18 protein-coding genes and 1 pseudogene are annotated in these 22,416 nt (G+C 55.1%); 17 read left to right on the top strand and 2 right to left on the bottom strand.

The window, feature by feature from the left end; all coding sequences use genetic code 11:
- Nucleotides 1-155: 155 nt before the first annotated feature.
- Nucleotides 156-599 carry a Cd(II)/Pb(II)-responsive transcriptional regulator gene (cadR, locus tag GTP90_RS09695; RefSeq protein ID WP_161083321.1) on the bottom strand — a complete coding sequence of 148 codons (444 nt, stop codon included), beginning with the start codon at nt 597-599 and terminating at the stop codon, nt 156-158.
- A gap of 89 nt (nt 600-688) precedes the next feature.
- Between cadR and GTP90_RS09690 the strand changes: the two genes are divergently transcribed.
- The 17 genes and pseudogenes from GTP90_RS09690 to GTP90_RS09610 all read left to right on the top strand — a co-directional run bounded on the left by GTP90_RS09690 (nt 689) and on the right by GTP90_RS09610 (nt 21,111).
- Nucleotides 689-2,911: a heavy metal translocating P-type ATPase gene (locus tag GTP90_RS09690; RefSeq protein ID WP_254451807.1), complete on the top strand. Its 2,223-nt coding sequence runs from the start codon at nt 689-691 to the stop codon at nt 2,909-2,911.
- 70 nt (nt 2,912-2,981) lie between these two features.
- Complete coding sequence (locus GTP90_RS09685) at nt 2,982-4,901, top strand: FTR1 family protein (protein ID WP_161083319.1); 1,920 nt, start codon at nt 2,982-2,984, stop codon at nt 4,899-4,901.
- An 84-nt stretch (nt 4,902-4,985) separates the two neighbouring features.
- Nucleotides 4,986-5,147: pseudogene (locus GTP90_RS09680) on the top strand (transposase); the annotation flags it as partial.
- 41 nt (nt 5,148-5,188) lie between these two features.
- Nucleotides 5,189-5,539 carry a cobalt-zinc-cadmium resistance protein gene (locus tag GTP90_RS09675; RefSeq protein WP_161083317.1) on the top strand — a complete coding sequence of 117 codons (351 nt, stop codon included), beginning with the start codon at nt 5,189-5,191 and terminating at the stop codon, nt 5,537-5,539.
- A gap of 191 nt (nt 5,540-5,730) precedes the next feature.
- The gene (locus GTP90_RS09670; protein WP_161083316.1) at nt 5,731-8,388 is read left to right on the top strand and encodes a heavy metal translocating P-type ATPase; all 2,658 of its coding nucleotides are present in this window, start codon (nt 5,731-5,733) and stop codon (nt 8,386-8,388) included.
- A 172-nt stretch (nt 8,389-8,560) separates the two neighbouring features.
- On the top strand, nt 8,561-8,920 hold the full coding sequence (locus tag GTP90_RS09665; RefSeq protein WP_161083315.1) for a hypothetical protein: 360 nt from the start codon (nt 8,561-8,563) through the stop codon (nt 8,918-8,920).
- A gap of 122 nt (nt 8,921-9,042) precedes the next feature.
- The gene (locus GTP90_RS09660; protein ID WP_161083314.1) at nt 9,043-10,362 is read left to right on the top strand and encodes a TolC family protein; all 1,320 of its coding nucleotides are present in this window, start codon (nt 9,043-9,045) and stop codon (nt 10,360-10,362) included.
- Nucleotides 10,359-11,561, top strand: a complete 1,203-nt coding sequence (locus GTP90_RS09655; protein WP_161083313.1) for an efflux RND transporter periplasmic adaptor subunit — start codon at nt 10,359-10,361, stop codon at nt 11,559-11,561. The genes GTP90_RS09660 and GTP90_RS09655 overlap by 4 nt, the downstream gene beginning before the upstream one ends.
- 14 nt (nt 11,562-11,575) lie before the next feature.
- Nucleotides 11,576-14,743, top strand: coding sequence for a CusA/CzcA family heavy metal efflux RND transporter (locus tag GTP90_RS09650; RefSeq protein ID WP_161083312.1), 3,168 nt, complete (start codon nt 11,576-11,578; stop codon nt 14,741-14,743).
- Between the two features lie 121 nt (nt 14,744-14,864).
- Nucleotides 14,865-15,077 carry a hypothetical protein gene (locus GTP90_RS09645; RefSeq protein WP_161083311.1) on the top strand — a complete coding sequence of 71 codons (213 nt, stop codon included), beginning with the start codon at nt 14,865-14,867 and terminating at the stop codon, nt 15,075-15,077.
- 9 nt (nt 15,078-15,086) lie between these two features.
- The gene (locus GTP90_RS09640; protein ID WP_161083310.1) at nt 15,087-16,019 is read left to right on the top strand and encodes a cation diffusion facilitator family transporter; all 933 of its coding nucleotides are present in this window, start codon (nt 15,087-15,089) and stop codon (nt 16,017-16,019) included.
- A 32-nt stretch (nt 16,020-16,051) separates the two neighbouring features.
- Nucleotides 16,052-16,513 carry a DUF6328 family protein gene (locus GTP90_RS09635; protein WP_254451799.1) on the top strand — a complete coding sequence of 154 codons (462 nt, stop codon included), beginning with the start codon at nt 16,052-16,054 and terminating at the stop codon, nt 16,511-16,513.
- Nucleotides 16,514-16,550: 37 nt separating this feature from the next.
- Entirely contained in the window at nt 16,551-16,976 is a 426-nt protein-coding gene (flgB, locus tag GTP90_RS09630; RefSeq protein ID WP_161083308.1) for a flagellar basal body rod protein FlgB, read from the top strand.
- Between the two features lie 22 nt (nt 16,977-16,998).
- A complete protein-coding gene (locus tag GTP90_RS09625; RefSeq protein ID WP_161083307.1) occupies nt 16,999-17,346 on the top strand; it encodes a hypothetical protein in 348 nt (115 codons plus the stop codon).
- 35 nt (nt 17,347-17,381) lie between these two features.
- A complete protein-coding gene (locus tag GTP90_RS09620) occupies nt 17,382-19,073 on the top strand; it encodes a glycosyltransferase family 39 protein (protein WP_161083306.1) in 1,692 nt (563 codons plus the stop codon).
- Nucleotides 19,073-20,125 (top strand): bifunctional UDP-4-keto-pentose/UDP-xylose synthase, encoded by a 1,053-nt coding sequence (locus tag GTP90_RS09615; protein WP_161083305.1) that lies wholly within the window; start codon nt 19,073-19,075, stop codon nt 20,123-20,125. The genes GTP90_RS09620 and GTP90_RS09615 overlap by 1 nt, the downstream gene beginning before the upstream one ends.
- A gap of 2 nt (nt 20,126-20,127) precedes the next feature.
- Nucleotides 20,128-21,111 carry a glycosyltransferase gene (locus tag GTP90_RS09610; RefSeq protein ID WP_161083399.1) on the top strand — a complete coding sequence of 328 codons (984 nt, stop codon included), beginning with the start codon at nt 20,128-20,130 and terminating at the stop codon, nt 21,109-21,111.
- A 252-nt stretch (nt 21,112-21,363) separates the two neighbouring features.
- Here GTP90_RS09610 and GTP90_RS09605 read toward each other — a convergent pair.
- Nucleotides 21,364-22,416: Tn3 family transposase (locus GTP90_RS09605; protein ID WP_217431954.1), on the bottom strand; the 1,053-nt coding region annotated here is incomplete at its 5' end.

Raw genomic sequence — 22,416 nt, 5'->3', positions numbered from 1 at the left:
ACTGCCTGTGGGCGACCGGGATTCGTGTCAAAAAACTCAAATACTGCTGTAAGTAATTGATCTTAAGAAATAAGCTTGCCGTATATTGTCTCGTTTTCCCTGGCCGCAGTCACCTACATTGATCGAAAGCCTGCGACGCACCGTGCCGTATCAATTCATGATTCGAAGTGGCTCCCGCATCCTTCCGCCTTGCACGTTCCCGCCGATAGCTCCCGCAAAATGCCGCAGTCCCGCGCCGCACTCCCGGTTTGGCAACGGCCTCGCAGTACTCTCAATTGGCCTTGCAACGCATTGAGTTCAGCAATGCGTTGCTCCACTTGCACAATGCGCTGATCGAGCAACTGATTGACTTCCTGGCAGCTTTCTCCTGGGGCATCGCGCAGACTCAGCAACAGCCTGACGTCGTTGAGCGGCATATCAAGAGATCGACAATGGCGGATAAACTGCAACCGCTCGACGTGAGCAGTTTCATATAACCGGTAGTTTCCCGCGTTGCGCGCCGGCGCTGGCAAGAGCCCTTCCTGCTCATAGAATCGGATGGTCTCCACCTGACAGCCAGTCGCTTTCGAAAGTTGCCCTATTTTGAATGTTTTCTGCATTGGCTGCTCCTGAAGTCAATTGAAGGCTTGACTCTATAGTGACTATAGGGTGTTCAATGCGAATGATAATACGAATCAAGGACTGGCTCATGGAATGCTGCAATAACAACGGATGTTCCGGTACGACTGCGGTGCCAGATGCTGCCCGTCCCCCAGTTGTCGATGGGGCTGAGCAAGCTGTGTTCCTGATTCAGAATATGGACTGCCCAACCGAGGAAAAGCTGATCCGGGACCGTTTGGAGAAGATGCCTGGCGTCGCGGCGTTGCAATTTAATTTGATGCTGCGCGAACTAACAGTACGCCATCGACTCCCAGCGGTGGCACCGATTGCCGATGCGCTTACCTCGCTGGGCATGGAAGCCGTGGTCAAAACCGACACGTTGAACAACGCTGCGCCCGGACACGACTTTGAGTTGGCGCAAGATGCGGGACTATCCGGTCGTGCGTGGGCAATGCTCTGCGTCTCGGGAGCTGCTGCTGTGGGGGCCGAAATGCTCGCGTGGTATACCGGCCAAGAGCAATCATGGGCGGTGGTGGCGCTCGCCGTTATCGCTATCCTTTCTGGTGGTTTGGGCACTCTGAAAAAGGGCTGGATCGCGTTGCGGTATCTGTCGCTCAACATGAATTTCCTGATGTCGCTGGCGGTGATTGGTGCTGCGGCGATCGGTCAATGGCCCGAGGCCGCGATGGTGATTTTTCTCTTCACGGTTGCGGAGATGATCGAGGCAAAATCTCTCGACCGCGCCCGCAACGCCGTGGGCGCACTGATGGCGATGTCGCCTGATACGGCACTGGTGTATGCAGGCGCCGACGGATGGCGGGAGACCGCGGCCAGCGAGGTTCAGGTTGGAACTATCATCCGTGTTGCACCAGGTGCGCGGGTGCCGCTAGACGGTATCGTCACCGCTGGACGGAGCACGATCAATCAGGCGCCGATCACCGGTGAAAGTCTGCCGGTGGCTAAGGAGACGGGTGACGCAGTCTATGCCGGCACCATCAATGAGCGCGGGGAAATTGAGTTCCGTGTCACCGCCACACAAAAAGGCTCGACCCTGTCGCGGATTGTCGAAAGCGTGCAGCAGGCGCAAGGTGAACGTGCGCCAACGCAACGCTTCGTCGACCAGTTCGCGAGGTATTACATCCCCGCCGTGGTGCTGTTGGCCGTGCTCGTTGCAGTGCTTCCGCCGTTGCTGACGCAAGCCGCGGCAGGTCCGTGGCTGTACAAGGCGCTGGTGCTCCTGGTGATCGCATGTCCGTGTGCGCTGGTCATCTCCACGCCGGTTACGGTGGTGAGCGGCTTGGCTGCCGCAGCTCGGAGAGGCATTCTCATCAAGGGAGGTGTCTACTTGGAGCAAGGCCGGTTGCTGCGCGCGATCGCGCTGGACAAAACCGGTACGGTTACGTTGGGCAAGCCCGCCGTCACTGATGCCGTCCCATTCGCCGGCGCTGAACTACACACTATGCTGCGTCTTGCAGCCAGCCTGGCCGCACGCTCCGATCACCCGGTATCGGGTGCCATCAGCGCTTACTGGGAATCGCAGCGGCCGGCCGAGCCGCTTACCGAAGTAGACGCCTTCCGCGCCCTTGATGGTCTTGGGGTGCGGGGTGTTGTCGATGGCCGGGAGCTGCATCTGGGTAGCTTGCGCCTGGTCAAGGAGCTCGGCTGCTCCGACCAAGCGATCGAGGCGCTGGTCGAACCGCTGGAACGTAATGGCAAAAGCGTGGTGTTGCTGGTCGACGGGAGCACGCCGCTGCTGATGCTGGCGGTGGCCGATACAGTCAGGCCGACAAGCGCGCAAGCCATTGAAGATCTCGCGGTTCTGGGCGTCGAAGTCGTCATGCTAAGCGGAGACAACGCCCACACGGCACGCGCGATTGGCCTCCAGGTGGGCATCGCCGACGCGCGCGGCGGATTGCTTCCGGAAGACAAATTGGGCGCCGTGGCCGATTTGGTGACCACGTTCGGCCACGTCGGCATGGTGGGAGACGGCGTCAACGACGCCCCGGCGCTGGCCAAGGCCGACATCGGTTTCGCGATGGGTGCCATGGGCACCGACACCGCGCTCGAGACAGCGGACGTTGCACTGATGGACGACGACTTGCGGAAAATACCGGAATTCATCCGTCTGAGCGGTAAGGCTCACGCGATCCTGATGCAGAACATCGGTCTGGCCTTGGCGATCAAGGCCATCTTCCTGGTTATGGCCCTGCGCGGCGAAGCGACATTGTGGATGGCCGTGTTCGCTGACATGGGCGCCAGTCTGTTGGTCGTCATGAACGGACTGCGTTTGCTACGCGGCACTCGAAACTGAGAGATCCCGGTAGGCGGTATTTGTCTTTTACTCCTTGGTGGCCTTTGCCACCTCTATTTCTGGAACAACTATGCAAGTGATCCGAGTGTTTTTAGTATGGTTTTGTCTGGTGGTGTCGGCAACGACGCTCCACGCGGAGCAGTTATCGACCGTCGAACAGACCAAGCAGATCTGGCAGCTGCTGGATTATCTCGCCGTGGACTACGCCAAATCGGTGAAAGAAGGCGCCATCGCCAGCCAAAGCGAATATGCGGAAATGCAGGAATTCGCACACGCCGCGCGTCAACAACTGGCCGTGCTACCTACCACGCCGCAGCAGGTCGCGCTGCTGTCCGATGCTGACGCCTTGCGTCAGTCTATCGCGCAGAAGGCGCCATCGGACCGGGTAGGCGATCAGGCGCACCGCCTGGCTGCGGCACTGCTGATGGCCTACCCGGTACCAGTATCGCCATTGAAGACCCCGGATCTGCGTCAGGGCGCCGCGCTGTATCAAAGTAATTGCGCTGCCTGCCACGGGGTGTCCGGTCATGCGGACGGTCCCTTGGCTTCCTCGCTCAATCCACAGCCGATCGCGCTGGCGGATCATGCGCGCGCGCGTGAGCGAAGTGTTTTCGCTCTACAGCAGATCGTCACGCGCGGCGTGGAAGGCACCTCGATGGCGAGTTTTGCAAAGTTGACCGAAGACGAGCGTTGGGCCGTGGCCTACTTCGCTTCCACGCTGTCCTATTCCGACGCGGATCGCCAGGCAGGTGCTAAGCTTTGGGCCGAACGCCCGGAGTTGCATGCGGCCTTCCCGACGCTGGCCAAGTTGAGCGAATCGTCCGAAAGCGCGCTAACCAAGGCCGTCGACGCGGACGTCGCGCGTGGCTTGACCGCCTATCTGCGCAGCGCACCGGGGACGCTGGCGCAATCGAACGCGGACACCTTGCCGATCGCTATGACCAAGCTCAAGGCCAGTGTGGCCGCGCTAGAGACCGGCGACATGGCGGCCGCTGCGCGTCTGGGCTTGTCGGCCTATCTGGACGGCTTCGAGCCGGTGGAGCCTGCACTGGCGGCCAAGAACAATGCGCTCTTTTCGGAGATCGAAAAAACGATGGGTGACTATCGCCATGCCGTCTCCACCAACAACCTGGCGCAGGCTCGTGCCACCGCGACGCGCTTGCAGGGGCTGCTGTCCGATGCGCAAGGGGCGCTCGATTCTTCCAACGATCCGCTGTCGACGTTCATCGGCGCCTTGACCATTTTGTTGCGAGAAGGCGTGGAGGCGCTGCTGGTGGTCGTCGCCATGCTGGCGTTCCTGAAAAAAGCCGGTCGTCAGGATGTGCTGCCCTACGTGCACGCGGGATGGATCGCTGCGCTGGCGGGCGGTGCCCTGACGTGGGCGGTCGCCACGTATCTTGTCGATCTGAGCGGCGCGAGCCGCGAAATGACAGAGGGGTTTTCCGCGATCTTTGCCGCAGTGGTCCTGCTGGCCGTGGGCATCTGGATGCACCAGAAGAGTCTTGCGGGGCGCTGGCAGGCATATGTGAAGGACAAGCTCTCATCGGCGCTCAACAAACGCTCGGCCGCAATGTTGTTCTTGCTGTCGTTCGTCACCGTCTACCGCGAAGTGTTTGAAACGGTGCTGTTCTATGTCGCGCTCTGGACCGAGCATAATGGCGTATATCTGCTCGCTGGCCTTGGCACGGGCATCGTCATTCTGGCCGTGATCGCCGTCTTGCTGTTGCGCTCCAGCGCCAAATTGCCCATCAGCCAGTTCTTTGCCTACAGTTCCGCACTGGTGGCCGTGCTGGCGGTGATCCTCGCCGGCAAAGGTGTAGCTGCTTTGCAAAAAGTGGGGTTCCTGGATATGACGCCAGTCGCCGTTCCCCGCGTCGAGGTGCTGGGTATCTACCCGACCGCGCAGACGCTGGCGGCACAGGTAGTAATCCTCGCGATCATCGCCGTCAGTATCCGCTATAACTTGCGAAGCCAGAATCGAAGGGGTTGATCGTGCTCCAGTCAAATAGCAGTGTGAATCGCCACGAGTCATCTAGACGCTCTGAAGCCATAATTCTAGGCAAAAGGAGTGGTCATGAGTGGAAATCGATACACCGAAGAATTTAAGATAGAAGCGGTCAAGCAGGTCACTGAACGAGGCCACGCTGTCGCTGAGTTCGCAGCAAGGCTCGGCGTCAGTGTTTACAGCATGTACCAATGGGTGAAGCGCTACAGCGTGCCAGCAGAGGAGCGCCAAGCTAGCACTACTTATTAGCAAACTCGTGCTATGATTTTTGCATGAAAAGGTTGCTACTCATTTTCCTGCTATGTGTCGTTCCGTTCCAGTTTGCCTGGGCAACTGCGGGCGCGTATTGCCAGCATGAGACAGGCGCGGCACCAAAGCATTTTGGGCACCATGCCCACCATCATCAGGCCAATGCAGAGAAAACGGAGACTTCGTACAAGGTGGGCAAGCTCCATCCTGACTGCGGCTCATGTCATGGAATGAGCTTCGCCCTGTTCCAGGAGCCTTTACTGGCTCAATCCATTGTTGCGACCGGGACGAACGTGCCCGCCGCCAAGCCGGAAATCTATACTTCTCACATTCCCGACGGCCTACGCCGGCCCGATCGTCGTTTCTCCTTTTAAGCTGACGCAACACTTCTGATGCTGCAGTATCCGCTCGATAGGTGCTCGTCAGATCTTCAACACAAGCCCAGTAACTGATCGACGATCAAGTGCTGCATTCAGCTCATTGCTACAGTGTTTCTCAGCGCATCGAAGCTGCTTGTCGCGCTGGGGGCAGTTGACGATCGAATAATGAAAATAAGGAATGCGAAATGACGCAAACAGAGAAAATCCGGCTCGAATTGCCTTTGGTGTTGCCAACCGTGATTGACGCCAATGATTTATGTATCGACAGACTAATCAAAGGTCTTTCAGGACGGGGCGGTATCGAAAAGGTGCACATAAAGAAGGCCGACGGCAGTGAGCCATTACTCTGCCTGCACTACGATCCTTCGATCATTTCAGTGTCGCGCATAAGGGAACTCGCTCAGTCAGTCGGTGCGCAACTGACAAAGAGGTACGGTCACTATGTGGCTCGCCTTACCGCGCCGCTACACGCGCGTAGCGCCCGGCTTTTTTCAAACCGGCTTCGCGGTATCAGCGGCGTGCTGGAAGCGGAGGTCTCACCGTCCGGCGCCGTGCGCGTCGAATACGATACGGAGACACTATCTCAAGCCGACCTGGTCACCCAGATAGGATTTATTGGCGGGGTAATCGCAAGCTTGAGCCATACGACGCCAGAAACAATGAAAAACAAGGAGGCCGAGAAAGTTTTCCCTGTCGATTCGCATCGAGAAGCGCCGGCCGCGACGCAAACCGAGTCCCGTGACACACAACACGAGCCACGACCTGAAGACCCAGGAGAACACCAGGAGCACCAGCACGATGATCAATCGGAGCATGATCATGGTGACTCGAAAGACCATGTCCACGCGCACGGAGCGACAGATAAAGAGCATGCCGGACACGACCATGACCATGGCGGCATCTTCGGCGAGAAGTCAGAACTCATTTTTGCCTTACTGGCCGGCGCGTTCATGCTGGCAGGCTGGCTATGCACATGGACGCAGTCAGGTCCGGACTGGCTCTCCACTACGCTTTTCTGCATCGCGTATCTGTTTGGCGGCTACTTTACCACCAAGGAAGCGCTCGAAAATATTCTCGCCCGCCGCTTTGAGATCGATACATTGATGCTCGTCGCCGCTGCAGGTGCTGGTGCGCTAGGCAAGTGGGGCGAAGGCGCGTTGCTGCTGTTCCTGTTTAGTCTGGGACATTCGCTCGAACATTTCGCCATGGGCCGCGCGCGGCGAGCTATCGAAGCGCTGGCCAAACTGGCGCCAGAGACGGCGTCCGTCAAACGCGGGGACAAGGTTGAGGAAGTAGCGGTCGAGACACTGAAGCCTGGCGACATCGTGCTCGTCAAGCCCAATGAGCGCCTGCCGGCAGATGGTGTCGTCGTAAAGGGCACGACCAGTGTCAATCAGGCGCCAGTTACTGGCGAAAGCGTTCCGGTTGATAAGCAGCCGGTGGCCGATGGCGCTGCCGTGATTGCTGCATTCGAAAAGGTGGCGGCGAATAACCGGGTTTTTGCCGGCACCATCAATGGATCGGGCGGGATCGAGGTGATGGTGGCCAAGCTTGCCGCGCAGTCGACGATGGCCCGCGTCGTCCAAATGGTGACAGAAGCTGAGGCCCAACGGTCTCCGACACAGCAGTTCACCGACAAGTTTGAACGCATATTTGTGCCGGTAGTTCTGGCCCTGGTCGCCTTGCTGATGTTTGCATTCATCGTCGTTGACGAACCGTTCGCCGACAGCTTCTATCGTGCGATGGCCGTTTTAGTTGCTGCCAGTCCTTGCGCACTGGCTATTTCGGTCCCTAGTGCGGTGCTGTCAGGGGTGGCTCGTGCAGGACGCGGCGGTGTCTTGGTCAAGGGCGGCGGCCCGCTAGAAAACTTGGGCAGTCTGACCTCTATTGCGTTTGATAAGACCGGTACGCTCACTGAAGGCAAACCGAAACTCACCGATGTCATCGCAGCCGACGGCGTTGAAGAGTTGGAACTGCTGGCGGTGGTCCTTGCCGTTGAGTCCCATAGCGACCACCCGCTTGCTTCGGCGCTGGTCGACGGCGCGCGCGACCGGCTATCGAAAGAGTCGTCGGCACTAACTGCGGACGACGTCAAGAGCATCACCGGTCGCGGCATTCAGGCCAGTGTCAATGGGGAGACCGTATACATCGCAAAACCTGTGCTGTTTTCCGAGATGAGTATCGCATCATTGCCGGACGCTCTGGTCAAAGCGAACGAAAAGCTTGTGGCCGACGGTCGCACCACAATGATTGTATTAAAGGGCAAGCGTTTCCTTGGTGTGGTGGGCGTGATGGACACGCCAAGGGAAGTGGCAGCGTCGGTAATGGTCAGGTTGCGGGCACTAGGCATCGAGCGGCTGATTATGATTTCCGGTGACAATCAGCAGGTTGCCGATTCTGTTGCACGCACGGTTGGACTGACAGAGGCGCGCGGCGACTTGATGCCTGAGCAAAAGGTCGAAGCCATCAAGCAATTGCGTGAGCAGCACGGCAAAGTGGCCATGGTTGGCGACGGCGTCAACGATGCGCCGGCGATGGCCAATTCCACGGTCGGTATAGCGATGGGAGCCGCAGGGTCGGACGTTGCGCTGGAGGCGGCCGACGTCGCATTGATGGGAGACGACCTCGGGCAGTTGCCTTTCGTCGTGGGGCTATCGCGCCAGACTAGCCGGATTATCAGACAAAACTTGTGGGTAAGTCTCGGTGTGGTCGCAGTGCTCATACCGGCTACGATCTTTGGCTTGAACATCGGGACTGCAGTATTGTTTCACGAAGGCTCAACAATTCTCGTCGTCATCAACGCACTAAGGCTGCTCGCATTCCAGGACAAAACGGATGCTTAAAATTCGTGATGACGATGCCTCAGACTTTAGATCGCATCCACAACAGTGAATTTGCAAGCTTGGCTAAAGGTAGAAACTATGTGCAAATACCGACTTGCAAAAAACGACTGTTGGATGTGAAATTTTTTTACTCGACAAAATGTAACTCCACTCAACGTGATATACTCCAGCCATGGCCCGTAAAACTATTTTCATGCTGATTGCACTGCTCGCGCTCCAGTTTAGCTGGACCGTTGTGGCTGCTTATTGCACGCATGAGTCGGGTCGCGCTGCAAATCATTGGGGGCATCATCCAGACACGAACACTGCGGATGATGTTGTCTCTGTGCTGAAGGAAAAGCCTTCTGATGGAAAGAAGACTTCGGCGCATTCGCATTGTACATCGTGCGCCCATGGGACTTTGTCGATTGACAGCTTCTATGGCATTTCGCATCCTCAGCTCGCTGAAGCCGCACCGGTTTCCATCGAAATCATCCTCTCCTCCTATTCCACCGCTCCGCCAGAGCGCCCTCAGTGGACAGTCGCCGCTTAACTCCGGCGGTTGTATCTGTTCGTCTTTATAGAATTTTTATAGAAGTGTGACTCCCATCTGTTGATAGGTGAAGGTCACTGTACGCCGCCGGATTTCTTCGTCATTCTTTTTCGGAGTCATCCATGCAATCCCGACATTTTGTTTTGGGAGCGGCTGTTCTATTTGCACAGCTTTTCCCTTTCAGTATTCAAGCTGCTGATCAGCAAAGCGCGCCTTTCACCATTGGCGAACCTGCGCGATCAGTAGATATAAATTCTGCCCCATTGACGCTAGAACAGGCCATTTCGATGACTCTGTCCGCCAGTCCTCAATTGCGATCGGCCGCGCAGAGCGTTGCGATCGCTGAAGGCGCCCGCGTGCAAGCAGGCGTGCGGCCAAATCCCGAACTGTCTCTGTTGCGCGAAGGTATGTCTTCGCGTACAAACCGGACGGACACCTATCAACTAAGCCAACCCATTGAGCTCGGAGGCAAGCGCTCAGCGCGTATCAAGCTGGCTGACCAAGATCAGGCTCTGGCGCGCGGAGATGTCAATGTCACTGCCTCTGAGCTGCGCGCGGACGTTACTGCAGCGTATTTAGAAGCACTTACCGCCCAAGAACACGTTGCGCTGGCTCGGGAGTCTCTCAGTCTGGCGGGCAAGGCTACCAACGCTGCTGGCCGACGTGTCGCTGCCGGGAAAATCTCTCCATTGGAGCAGACGCGATCGAGTGTTGCCGAAGCGGGTGCCCGTTTAGAGTTATCCCAAGCGGTGGCGGACGCCGCATTGGCCAGACGGCGGCTGTCCGCCTTCTGGGGCAGCATCCAAGCAGAAGAACGGTCCCTCGTAACCCCCGAGATCAACCTAGCGGCAATTCCGGCGCTGCGCGATTTGCAATCACGGCTTGACGCATCGCCGCAAATGCAACGGGCGCGCATGCAGATCGCGCGTGAAGAGGCAGGAGTCAATCTCGCCAAGGCTGACCGTGTTCCCGACGTGACACTCACACTAGGCAAGAAAAAAGACTTCCAGACGACCGTTTCCCAAACGGTCGTCGGTCTGGCCATACCGCTGCCGCTGTTTAACCGCAACCAAGGCAATCTTTTTTCTGCACTGCGCCGAGTTGACAAGGCTAAGACCGATGCTGAGATCGAATACTTGAATGCGACTCAGGCGTTGGCTGACGCCCATCAACGCGCCTCAGTTGCGCAGGAACAGATCGAGAGTATGCGCAAGGATATTCTGCCAGGCGCGCAGAGCGCTTTCGATGCGGCCGTCACTGGCTTTGAACTTGGCAAGTTCGGTTTCATCGACGTGCTTGATGCACAGCGCACATTATTCCAAAGCCGCGCCCAATACCTTAGCGCACTCTCGGCCCGCTATCGTTCATTCGCCGAGCTGGAGCGCTACATCGCCGTCGATATCAACGCTGGCAATTACTCGACTGACAGGAATGCAAAATGATGTTCAATACTGATAAAAAATCTCAAAAGACGGCACTGATCATTGTTCTTATAGGTGTCTTGTTGGGCGCCACCATCCTGTTCTGGAAAAAAGACGGTGGTGATGGAGCCGCTGAAGCGGCGCATGCCGAGGAAGGCGAAAAGAAAGAAGGCTCTGATCACAGCGGCGAGGACGGCGTTATCTTGATGAACGCCAAGCAAATCCAAACTGCCGGCATTACTGTGGCCAAGGCCGAGTCTGCCACCATGGGCAATGTTATTCAGTTGCCCGGCGAAGTGCGGTTTAATGAAGACCGTACGGCGCACATTGTCCCGCGCACGCCCGGCGTCGCGGAATCGGTTTCTGCTGACTTGGGCCAGAGCGTTAAGAAGGGCCAGGTTCTGGCCGTGATTTCCAGTCCAGCGTTGGCCGACTTGCGTAGCGCGTCGTTGGCGGCACAAAAGCGACTGAGCTTGGCACAGACCACTTATCAGCGTGAGAAGAAACTGTGGGAAGATAAGATCTCTGCCGAGCAAGACTATCTGCAAGCACAAACGGCGCTGCGCGAAGCTGAAATCGAAGCACAGACTACTCGCTCTAAATTGGCGGCATTGGGTGCCGGTGAAGCTGAAGGTACGCTCAACCGCTATGTCCTGCGCGCTCCATTCGATGGCGTGATTGTGGAAAAGCATATTGCTCAGGGCGAAGCCGTTAAGGAAGATGCCAATGTGCTGCTGCTCTCAGATCTGTCGAGCGTTTGGGTCGAGATTGTTGTGACCCCTAAGGATCTGGAATTAATCCGTGTGGGTGAAATCGTCAAGATCACTTCGGCTGCCAACGACACTTCCGCCACCGGCAAAGTCAGCTATGTCGGAAATTTGCTCGGGGAACAAACGCGCACCGCAAAAGCGCGCGTAGTGATCGCCAATCCTAATATGGCATGGCGCCCAGGTCTGTTCGTCAACGCAGCCATGACCCGCGGCGAGAAGAAAGTTCCCGTTGCCATTGCGGCCGAAGCAGTGCAAACAATCGACGGTAAAACCGTAGTGTTCGTTAAAGTTGAAAAAGGCTTCAAAGTTCAACCCGTCAAGGTCGGCAATAGCGACGGCAAGCTTGTTGAGATTGTTGGAGGTCTGCCTGCCGGTAGCCAGTACGCTGCGAACAATAGCTTCGTGGTAAAAGCCGAGCAAGGCAAAGGCAGTGCCGGACATGAAGACTAATTAAGGAACCGACCATGTTTGAACGGATAATTCAATCTGCCATCGGTCACCGATGGCTTGTTATGCTGGCGGTGATCGCCATGGCCGCCATTGGCGTTTATAACTACCAGAAACTGCCTATTGATGCAGTGCCTGACATTACCAACGTGCAGGTTCAGATCAATACCAGCGCCAACGGTTACTCTCCTCTGGAAGTCGAACAGCGCGTAACGTTCCCAATTGAAACTGTTATGGCTGGGCTGCCTAATCTCGACCAGACTCGTTCATTGTCTCGCTATGGACTGTCGCAGGTGACGGTGATATTTAAAGATGGCACCGACATTTACTTCGCACGCCAGCTTGTCAATCAACGTATCCAGGAAGCTAAGGAAAACCTACCTCAAGGTGTCGTGCCAATGATGGGACCGATTTCGACCGGACTGGGCGAAATCTATTTGTGGACCGTCGAGAGCGAACCGAATGCAAAGAAACCTGACGGTACTCCGTACACGCCAACCGACCTACGCGAGATTCAGGACTGGATCATCAAGCCGCAACTACGCCAGGTGGAAGGTGTCACTGAAATCAACTCGATCGGTGGCTATGCTAAGGAATATCACATAACACCTGACCCGGTTAAACTGAGCTCGTACGGCCTCACGCTCAAGGATGTCGTAGGCGCCATAGATCGCAACAACAATAACGTCGGAGCCGGTTACATAGAGCGGAAAGGCGAGCAATTTCTGATCCGTGCGCCTGGCCAAGTCCGCACGCTAGAGGACATCCGCAACACGATCCTCAATAATGTCCAGGGAGTCCCAATCCGCGTTCGAGACGTAGCTGAAGTGGCCATCGGTCGAGAGTTGCGCACTGGTGCCGCAACGGAAAACGGTCGCGAAGTGGTACTTGGTACCGTCTTCATGTTGATTGGTGAAAACAGCCGCGTGGTCTCCCAATCGGTCGCTAAACGCATGGAGGCCGTCAATCGCTCTCTCCCGACCGGTGTCAAGGCTGTGCCTGTCTACGACCGTACGGTGCTGGTCGATAAGGCAATCGCAACGGTCAAGAAGAACTTGCTTGAAGGCGCGATCTTGGTCATCGTGATCCTTTTCCTCTTCCTAGGTAACATCCGCGCAGCGCTTATTACGGCAATGGTCATTCCGCTCGCGATGCTATTTACGTTCACCGGAATGGTGACCTACAAAGTCAGTGCCAACTTGATGAGCTTGGGAGCGCTTGACTTCGGTATCATCATCGATGGTGCCGTCGTGATCGTTGAAAACTGCGTGCGCCGCTTGTCTCATGCTCAGGAGCATTTTAAACGCGAGTTGACTTTGCGCGAGCGATTCCATGAGGTGTTTGCTGCCGCCAAAGAGGCACGTCGCCCGCTTCTATTCGGCCAGTTAATCATCATGGTGGTGTACCTGCCTATCTTTGCCCTCGCCGGTGTTGAAGGCAAGATGTTCCACCCGATGGCCTTCGCGGTGGTTACCGCGCTGCTGGGCGCGATGATCCTGTCCATGACTTTCATCCCTGCTGCTGTAGCGCTGTTCATCGGCAAGCGCGTAGCAGAGAAGGAAAATCGCTTGATGGTAATGGCTAAGAATGGCTATGAGCCGCTGCTGGCCAAAGTGATGCACAACGCAACCCCGGTTATCACCGGCTGCGTGGTGCTGATTGTACTGTGCGGCTTGTTGGCCACGCGGTTGGGCAGCGAATTCGTGCCAAACCTGAACGAAGGCGATATCTCGATCCAGGCACTGCGCATTCCCGGCACGAGCCTGAGTCAGTCTCTGGATATGCAGAAAAAACTGGAAGCCGGCCTGAAGGCCAAGTTCCCAGAAATCGACCGTATCTTTGCCCGCACCGGTACCGCGGAAATTGCATCGGACCCAATGCCGCCAAATATTTCCGACGGCTACATCATGTTCAAACCGGACTCAGAATGGCCTAAGCCAAAGAAAACGCGCGACGAGTTGATCGCTGAAATTAAGGAAGAAGCCGAAAAATACGTCGGCAATGCCTACGAATTCTCTCAACCGATTCAATTGCGTTTCAACGAGCTCATTTCCGGTGTGCGTAGTGACGTTGCTGTCAAAGTCTATGGCGATGACATGGACGTTTTGGCCGACACAGGTAAGAAAATTGCTGAGGTGTTGCAGCGTATTTCAGGGGCGACCGAAGTAAAGGTGGAACAAACTGGTGGCCTGCCAATGCTAACGGTTCAGATTGACCGTGAGAAGACCGCGCGCTACGGCCTGAACATCGGCGACGTGCAGGAAGCACTGGCGATCGCCACGGGTGGTCGTGAAGCCGGGATCATGTTCGAGGGTGATCGCCGTTTCGACATTCTGGTACGTTTGCCTGAAACGCTGCGTAGCGACCTCGATGCATTGCGGCGCCTGCCTATCTCGCTGCCGGCTCAAGCTGGCTCCGCGACCTCGTTCATCCCGCTGAGCGAAGTGGCCACGTTGGACTTTGCGCCTGGCCCAAATCAGATCAGCCGTGAGAATGGCAAGCGCCGTATTGTAGTCAGCGCCAATGTTACTGGCCGCGATATCGGCAGCTTTGTTCCGGAGGCAGAGCAAGCGATCGCCAAAAACGTCAAAATCCCCGCTGGATACTGGACGACGTGGGGCGGTACCTTTGAACAGCTTCAGTCAGCAACGAACCGCCTGAAAATCGTCGTTCCTTTGGCCTTGTTCCTTGTGTTCACCTTGCTGTTCGTCATGTTCAACAATGTTAAGGATGGCTTGCTGGTCTTTACCGGTATCCCATTTGCCCTAACCGGCGGCATTATTGCGCTGTCGATGCGCGGTATTCCGATGTCGATTTCAGCCGCCGTAGGCTTCATCGCTCTCTCAGGTGTAGCGGTACTTAATGGCTTGGTGATGATCTCCTATATCCGCTCCTTGCGTGAGGAAGGCATGAACGTGGATAAGGCGGTCATTACTGGCGCCCTGACGCGTCTACGACCTGTACTGATGACCGCACTGGTCGCCTCGCTGGGCTTCGTGCCGATGGCGCTGGCAACCGGTACCGGTGCGGAAGTCCAGCGTCCGTTGGCAACCGTGGTCATCGGCGGCATCCTGTCATCAACGGCGTTGACCCTTTTGGTACTGCCACTGCTTTACCGCCTGATGCACCGTAACGACGCTGAGGAAAAGGAGGATGTCGCGGATGACGCACAACCTGCTCACTAAACCTCACTAACCCTGTGTAGAACACGGCCGGCAGATTGTCGGCCGCTTGTCCCGGCTCGTCTTTCAGCGAGCTGGAGGGATTTGTCATACCAACAAATCGTGCAATCGAAGAGGAATGTCCATGAACCCAACCGAATCTGCGGTGCATGCCGAGCTGCAAACAGTCCTGATCTACGGCTCTCTAGTGGTGCTGTTGGCCTTGGGCGGCTTTATCTGGTGGCTGAACTACCGCTACAGGCAACGCAATAAGAAAGCGAGCAAGCCGCATCTGGAGCTGGTCAAACAACCGCCCAACGTTCGCCGCCAGCGTCACCACAAAAAACACAAAAAATGAGGAAAAGAGATGAGTTCCAATCACGCAAACTCGCCCCCTGCCGGAAAGCCGGAAAGCCCACTGTGGATTGCTCTAGTACTAACGACGACATTTCTGATCGCAGAGGTTGTCGGTGGCATCATCACCAACAGCCTGGCGTTGATTTCCGATGCCGCACATATGTTCACCGATTCGGCTGCTTTGGCGGTGTCGCTGGTGGCAATTCGTATCGGTCGCCGCGCCGCCGATAGACTGCGCACTTTTGGCTATTATCGATTTGAAATCCTGGCCGCTGCGTTCAACGCAGTTTTGCTGTTCCTCGTGGCCATGTACATTTTGTACGAGGCCTATCAGCGCATCAATAATCCTCCGCAAATCCAGTCAGGCGCCATGCTCGTAGTGGCTGCCCTTGGACTTGTTATTAATCTCATCAGCATGCGGTTGCTTGCCGGCGACAAGGACAAGAGCCTGAACGTTAAGGGTGCGTATCTGGAGGTCTGGAGCGACATGCTAGGGTCAGTTGGCGTCATCGCCGGCGCCATCATTATTCGCGTCACGGATTGGGCTTGGGTGGACTCAGCCATCGCAGTTCTCATTGGCTTGTGGGTACTTCCACGTACTTGGACTCTGCTCAAGGAAAGTCTGAATGTTTTGCTTGAGGGAGTGCCGGAAGGACTCAACATCCTCGAAGTCGAAACGGCCATAAAGGAAATTGCTTGCGTGGTGAGCGTCCATGAGCTGCATGTCTGGGCAATCAGCAGCGGTAAAGCAAGTCTCACAGCCCACGTGGTCACCGAGTTAGCTTTACCAGGCCAGCAAGTTCTACTTAAGAAGATACGCGAAACTATTGCCGAACAATTCGATATCCATCACTGCACCATACAGCTTGAGATCGAACCTTGTGAGGACGCCGGCGAACATGGCTACGGGACGCGATCCTTGACATCAGGGGGCTCGAAATGATGCCCGACAACACAGGACACGACGAAACGGACATGACCGAGATGCTCAATGAGCTGCGCATCCTGCTGCCTGGTGCCCAGTTGCTAAATGGATTTCTGATCACATTGCCATTCAACTCCGGTTTTCAGAAAATCGTCGAAGTAGAAAAATGGATCTTCATGGCGATATTTTTTTGTTCGCTCTCTAGTCTGATTCTGTTTACCGCGCCGGCAGTACAGCACAGGATACTACGTCCGCTGGAGGACCGGATCGGATTCAAGGACGTAGCGAGTAAACAGATGCTTGCCGGTGCTGTGTTCCTTTCACTGGCGTCGGCCCTATGTGCCTATCTAGTAACTTCCGAAGTACTTGGGCATCCAGTTGGCGGCGCGGTCGCCGCGTTGGTTACTGCATTGATCTTGGGGTTGTGGTGGATCTATCCGTGGTGGCTGCGCCGCAAGCGACGGCTAAACAAGCCATATAAGCCGTGCATTAGAGACTTATTGAGGGACTGAGCTTTCGATTACTTCCAACGCTATGCGGGAGAGTGAAATGGACAATACAAAAGGCAGCGCGGTAGCTATTGCGGGGTTGACCAAGGATGATTTCTGGGAGAAAGCCTTGAGGATTTCGGAGCAGCGGCTTTCGGTTCTTGCTTCAAATATTGCGAACGCCGATACGCCGAACTACAAGGCTCGTGATATCGACTTTCGCGCATCATTGCAACAGGCGCTGGCGGCAAATTCGGCGACGAACGTCAAGGTTCAGGTATCCGGCTCGCAGTCGAAGGAGTCTCCATTCATTGCCACGCTGATGTATCGCATTCCCGCTCAGGCAGCTATCGATGGCAACACTGTCGAAATGGATACCGAGCGCTCCGCGTTTGCGGATCAGGCGATACGCCATGAGTTTTTATTGCAAAAAGCGCTGGATGAATACAAAGAAATTGGTGCCTTGTTCAAGAATATGGTCGGGTAAATTCCGGCCGAAGGAGACTTTTATGAAACTCAGTTTTACGCTTTGCTCATTGGTCGTGTTAATTGCTGTAATGGGCTGCAGCACAAGGCAGCCGGATGACTTGGGTATTAAAACGGGCACGATTACACATGTCTATCCGGCAGGTTTCGAACCTGTAGAGCTAGCGGAATGTCGCGTGCCATTTACCCCGGAACAGATCGCTACCGGACGCTATGTACAAGTTCAGTTCACAAGCTACAAACTACATCGCTCAATTCATGTCTTCGTGCCGTCCGGCAGGGATTTCAATAACGGGGACAAGGTCGTAGTGAGTGACCCCTATTGCATTGGCTCGCACAAGCCAGAGATCACGGGCCTTGCTCCCAAGTAGCTTGAACCTAGACACATTTTAACTATGCGATTTTCATGTCTGATTTTTTAAAGTCGAAAACTGAGCGTTACTCGCTTATCGTCATCTATACGCTTTGTTCTTTGTGGATGCTCGATATCCGCAGTTTGATACCGCCAGACGAAGGACGTTATGCGGAAATGGCCAGGGAGATGTTCGTGACGGGCGATTGGGTTACTACGCGCCTGAACGGGATCAAATACTTCGAAAAGCCGCCGCTGCATATATGGATGAGCGCGACAGCCTACACGATATTTGGTGTCGGTGAATGGCAAGCCCGTTTGTGGAATGGACTCAGCGGAATCATCAGCGTTTTGCTAGTTGGCTATACAGGCCGCAAGGTGTTTGGTGGGCAGGTCGGTTACTATGCGTCCGCGATATTGGCATCAATGATTTTCTGGACTGGGGCCTCGCAGTTTAACACCCTTGATATTGGTGTCGCTGCAACGATGTCTATCTCCTTGTGTGCACTGCTACTTGCACAGCTCGATAGCGCAACTATCCGAGAGGGTCGCAACTGGATGCTCGTATGTTGGGCAGGAGTTGCTTTATCCGTTCTGGCGAAAGGGCTCATCGGTATGGTGTTGCCGGGCGCTGTCTTGGTGCTCTATGTCTTGGGATCAAGCGATCGTGGGATCTTGCGCAGATTGCATCTGGTTTCTGGCGGGGTATTGTTTCTGGTGGTGACACTGCCATGGTTTATCCTCGTGGCGATCAAGAATCCAGAGCAGCCATATTTTTTCTTCGTGAATGAACACTGGAACCGATTTTTCCTAAAGGATCATCATCGGGAAGGGGCATGGTACTACTTTCTAGTGTTGATGGTCCCGGCTACCATGCCATGGCTTCCGCTACTGCCGTCCAGTTTAATCCGCGCACGAGAGAAATCCCCCGGTCAGTTCCAGCCGACGATCCTGCTTTTGGTCTGGACTATCTTCATTTTGTTTTTCTTTAGCTACTCAAAATCTAAACTACCTGGGTATATATTGCCGGTGTTACCTGCGCTGGCAATGCTGGCCGCAGTCCACCTCGAAAATGCCTCCCTGAAGATTTTTCGCTTGCCGACGATTTTCCTTGCGGTCTGGGGTGTGATTGGAATGACCGGCCTCACAATGACCGGAAAACTTGACCTCTCGCCACGCGACACAAACCTGCTTCATTCGTCAATACCGTTGCTGGTCATAGCTTTTTCGGTATGCATTATTGGTGCAGTTGGAGGCTGGTATGCAATCAAGCGAGAGCGACGCAGTGTCATGGTGCTGTTTGTCGCAGTCGCATCATGGATATTCACCCAGCTTATCTTAACTGCCTATGAGCCATTTGGCCGTCATCAATCAGGCATAGATGTAGCCAAGGTGATTAAGCCGGAGCTGACCTCCACAACGCCCGTATATTCCGTAGGAACCTATGAACAATCGATGACCTTCTATCTGGAACATACGGTCATACCTGTTAACTATACGGATGAATTGTCCTTCGGCTTGAAGCAAGAGCCAGAGCGCGGCATTCCAGATCTCAAAATTTTCTATAAACGATGGCGCCAAAACGCCGCACTTGGTCAACCACAGTTTGCGATTGTACGGTTTGATCTTTACGACGAGCTCTCGATGCAAGGCCTACCCATGATTGTCAGAGCCAGTAACGACCGCATTGTCGTGATCTCGGGCACGAGCAACCCAATTTTTAATCATCAAATTTTGGAACAGTAATGAAAAAAATCCTCATTCTTGGTGTAAATGGTTTTATCGGTCACCACCTATCCAAACGCATCCTGCAAACCACCGATTGGCATGTGTACGGCATGGACATGAACAGCGACCGTATCACCGACCTGCTGGACAACAAGTCTTATAAGTCGCGTATGCACTTCTTCGAAGGGGACATTACCATCAACAAGGAGTGGGTAGAGTACCACGTCAAAAAATGCGACGTGATCCTGCCGCTGGTCGCCATCGCGACCCCATCGACCTACGTCAAAGCGCCGCTGCGCGTGTTCGAACTGGACTTCGAGGCCAACCTGCCGATCGTGCGTTCGGCCGCCAAGTACGGTAAGCATCTGATATTCCCATCGACCTCGGAAGTGTACGGCATGTGCCACGACGAAGAGTTCGATCCGGAGAACTCCGAACTGATCTGTGGGCCGATCAACAAGCCGCGCTGGATCTACTCCAACGCCAAGCAGCTGATGGACCGCGTGATCTGGGGCTACGGCATGGAAGGCCTGAACTTCACGCTATTCCGTCCGTTCAACTGGATCGGCGCCGGACTGGATTCGATCCACACCCCGAAAGAAGGTTCGTCGCGCGTGGTGACGCAGTTCTTCGGCCACATCGTACGTGGCGAGAACATCTCACTGGTCGACGGCGGCGGGCAGAAACGCGCGTTCACCGACATTGACGACGGCATCGACGCACTGATGAAAATTATAGCCAACAAGGACGGCGCCGCCACTGGCAAAATCTATAATATCGGCAATCCAGCTAACAACTACTCGATCCGCGAGCTTGCCGGCATGATGCTGGAACTGGCCGATAAATATGCTGAATACGCCGACGCCGCCAAGCATGTAAAGATCGTCGAGACCACTTCCAGCGCCTACTACGGCACTGGCTACCAGGACGTACAGAATCGGGTACCGAAGATTACCAATACTTGCGAAGAGCTTGATTGGAAGCCAACCACCACGATGGCCGACTCGCTGAAGAAGATATTCGACGCCTACCGCGGTCAAGTCGCGCAAGCGCGAGCACTGATGGACTGATGATGAATCGCGATCTGTCATATCCGGAGATTTCAATTGTCATTCCGGTCTATAACGAAGAGGATGGCCTCGCTGCATTGTTTGAACGGTTGTATCCAGCGCTTGATAATTTACATACTGCATACGAAATAGTCTTCGTCAACGATGGTAGCCACGATCGTTCAGTGTCTATTCTGGCTGAGCAGTTCCGTCAACGCCCAGACGTCACCCGTGTGGTGCTCTTCAACGGCAACTACGGCCAGCACATGGCGATCTTGGCCGGTTTCGAGGCATCGCGCGGCGAGATGATGATAACACTCGACGCCGACCTACAGAATCCACCCGAGGAAATCGGCAACCTGCTGTCTAAGATGCGCGAAGGTTATGACTACGTCGGCTCGATCCGCCGCAAGCGCCAAGATTCGGTCTGGCGGACCTACGCATCCAAGCTGATGAACCACCTTCGCGAAAAGATAACCAACATAAAAATCACTGACCAAGGCAATATGTTGCGTGCTTATGGGCGCAATATAGTAGACCTGATCAATCAGTGCGGGGAAGTCAACACTTTCGTGCCAGCGCTGGCTTATCGCTTCGCACGCAATCCGACGGAGATTATGGTCCAACATGAAGAGCGAGCGGCAGGTGAGTCGAAATACTCGTTGTATAGCCTCATTCGCCTCAATTTTGATCTTGTCACAGGTTTTTCGCTCGTTCCTCTCCAGCTCTATTCCATGCTGGGCATGCTGATGTCATTGGCCTCTGGACTCTTGGTATTGATACTAGTATTGCGGCGTCTGTTCTGGGGAGCTGAAGCTGAGGGCTTGTTCACGCTATTTGCCATTTCCTTCTTCTTCATGGGCGTAATTCTGTTTGGAATCGGCTTATTGGGCGAGTACGTTGGTCGTGTCTTCCAGCAAGTGCGTGCCCGTCCACGCTATGTGGTACAGACCGTTCTCAGTAAAGAATCGTCTGCACCTGATGAGGTGAGAACAATCATGGAATAAGTACTTTAGACTCACATTTTCGATAAGGGCGAAGGCGAAAATGTCCCGCCAAAATGCGATCCCCCACAATGCCACATTTATTTAGCGATGATTTCCACCGAGGTCTCGACACGTATCGGTAAAACGGGACGTCTTCATGCAGAACTTTCAAAAATCTGAGTTTAGAAAATTCTACTTTTAAACGCGATCATTTGCTGGGGGGATTACCCTCTAATATGTGAACGCTGATCGGATGATTAGCTTAGTGACAAATCACCCGTTGGCCGCTTTCCTGACTGATGTGACGGCTGCAACGATACTGGGCAAAATGCGTGCTACGTACTCGGCCAGCGGAAAATCAAATGTACCGCGCAAGTTGATGCCTTCGGTATTTGTCGGCGCAATTCGGCGCAGATCATCTGGCAGCAACTTTTCCCCGGTAACCGATTCGATTCTTTCCACGGCCGCCTGCATGTGCATTGTGTTCCACGCCATTAATGCGTTGGTCAGCAATGACAAGCTGGACGATACAGCAGCCATGGATTCCTGACGTTTGGCCAGCTCGGTTGGTACTTTACCGGTGTGCACCGCGCGGTAAAGTACATGAACAGCCTCGCCACGGTTAAGGGCATGGCGCAACTCCCGTCGGAAAACCGGATTGGTAAAATAGTCGATCAGAAACAGTGAGCGAAGCAACCGACCTAGCTGTACGCCACCGTCGTAGACATCCTGTCCGCGCGCCGCGGCGCCAAAACGCTGCAATGCTTGCACCGCCGTGCAACGTCCGGTATGTATTGACGCGGCGACGCGCAGTAATTCGTCATAGACCGACTCGATTTTTTCCATATCAATATCGCCCACAGTGGCGAAAGTCACTTCCTCAGGCACCATATGCCCGATGGGGACATGCAGATGGCGATCACGCATGTGCTCCAGGACCGGGCAAAGATCGAATCTCAGCAGTTTTGCAGCAGCGATTGCAAAGTCGGTATAGCCGTGAGTATCAACCGCGAGTTGCGCCACGTCTTGGGTCGCGCTCTGGCGGACAGCACCTTCAATCGCCGCGCCTGCCTGGCGCTCTTTGAGCAGAATAGGCTGGTCATGGATGATGCCCCAGCCATCTTTCTTATGTGAGTAGATGCCAATCGATGCAGTTCGCCTCCGCGGGTCTGCACGCGCTTGCCAGACGGAGCGAGTAGTCTGCGTTTTCCGCGCCAAACTGGACACCCATTCCACGGCAAACTGGACACCTGGTCCAGCGCAAACTGGACACGTATTCCACGCCAAACTGGACACCCGGTCCAGCGCAAACTGGACACCGATTCC

It is taken from the genome of Duganella vulcania (assembly GCF_009857655.1).
Lineage (GTDB): Bacteria > Pseudomonadota > Gammaproteobacteria > Burkholderiales > Burkholderiaceae_D > Rugamonas > Rugamonas vulcania.
The sequence above is the reverse complement of the archived record's forward strand: the minus strand, read 5'-3'. Positions and strand labels throughout refer to the sequence as shown.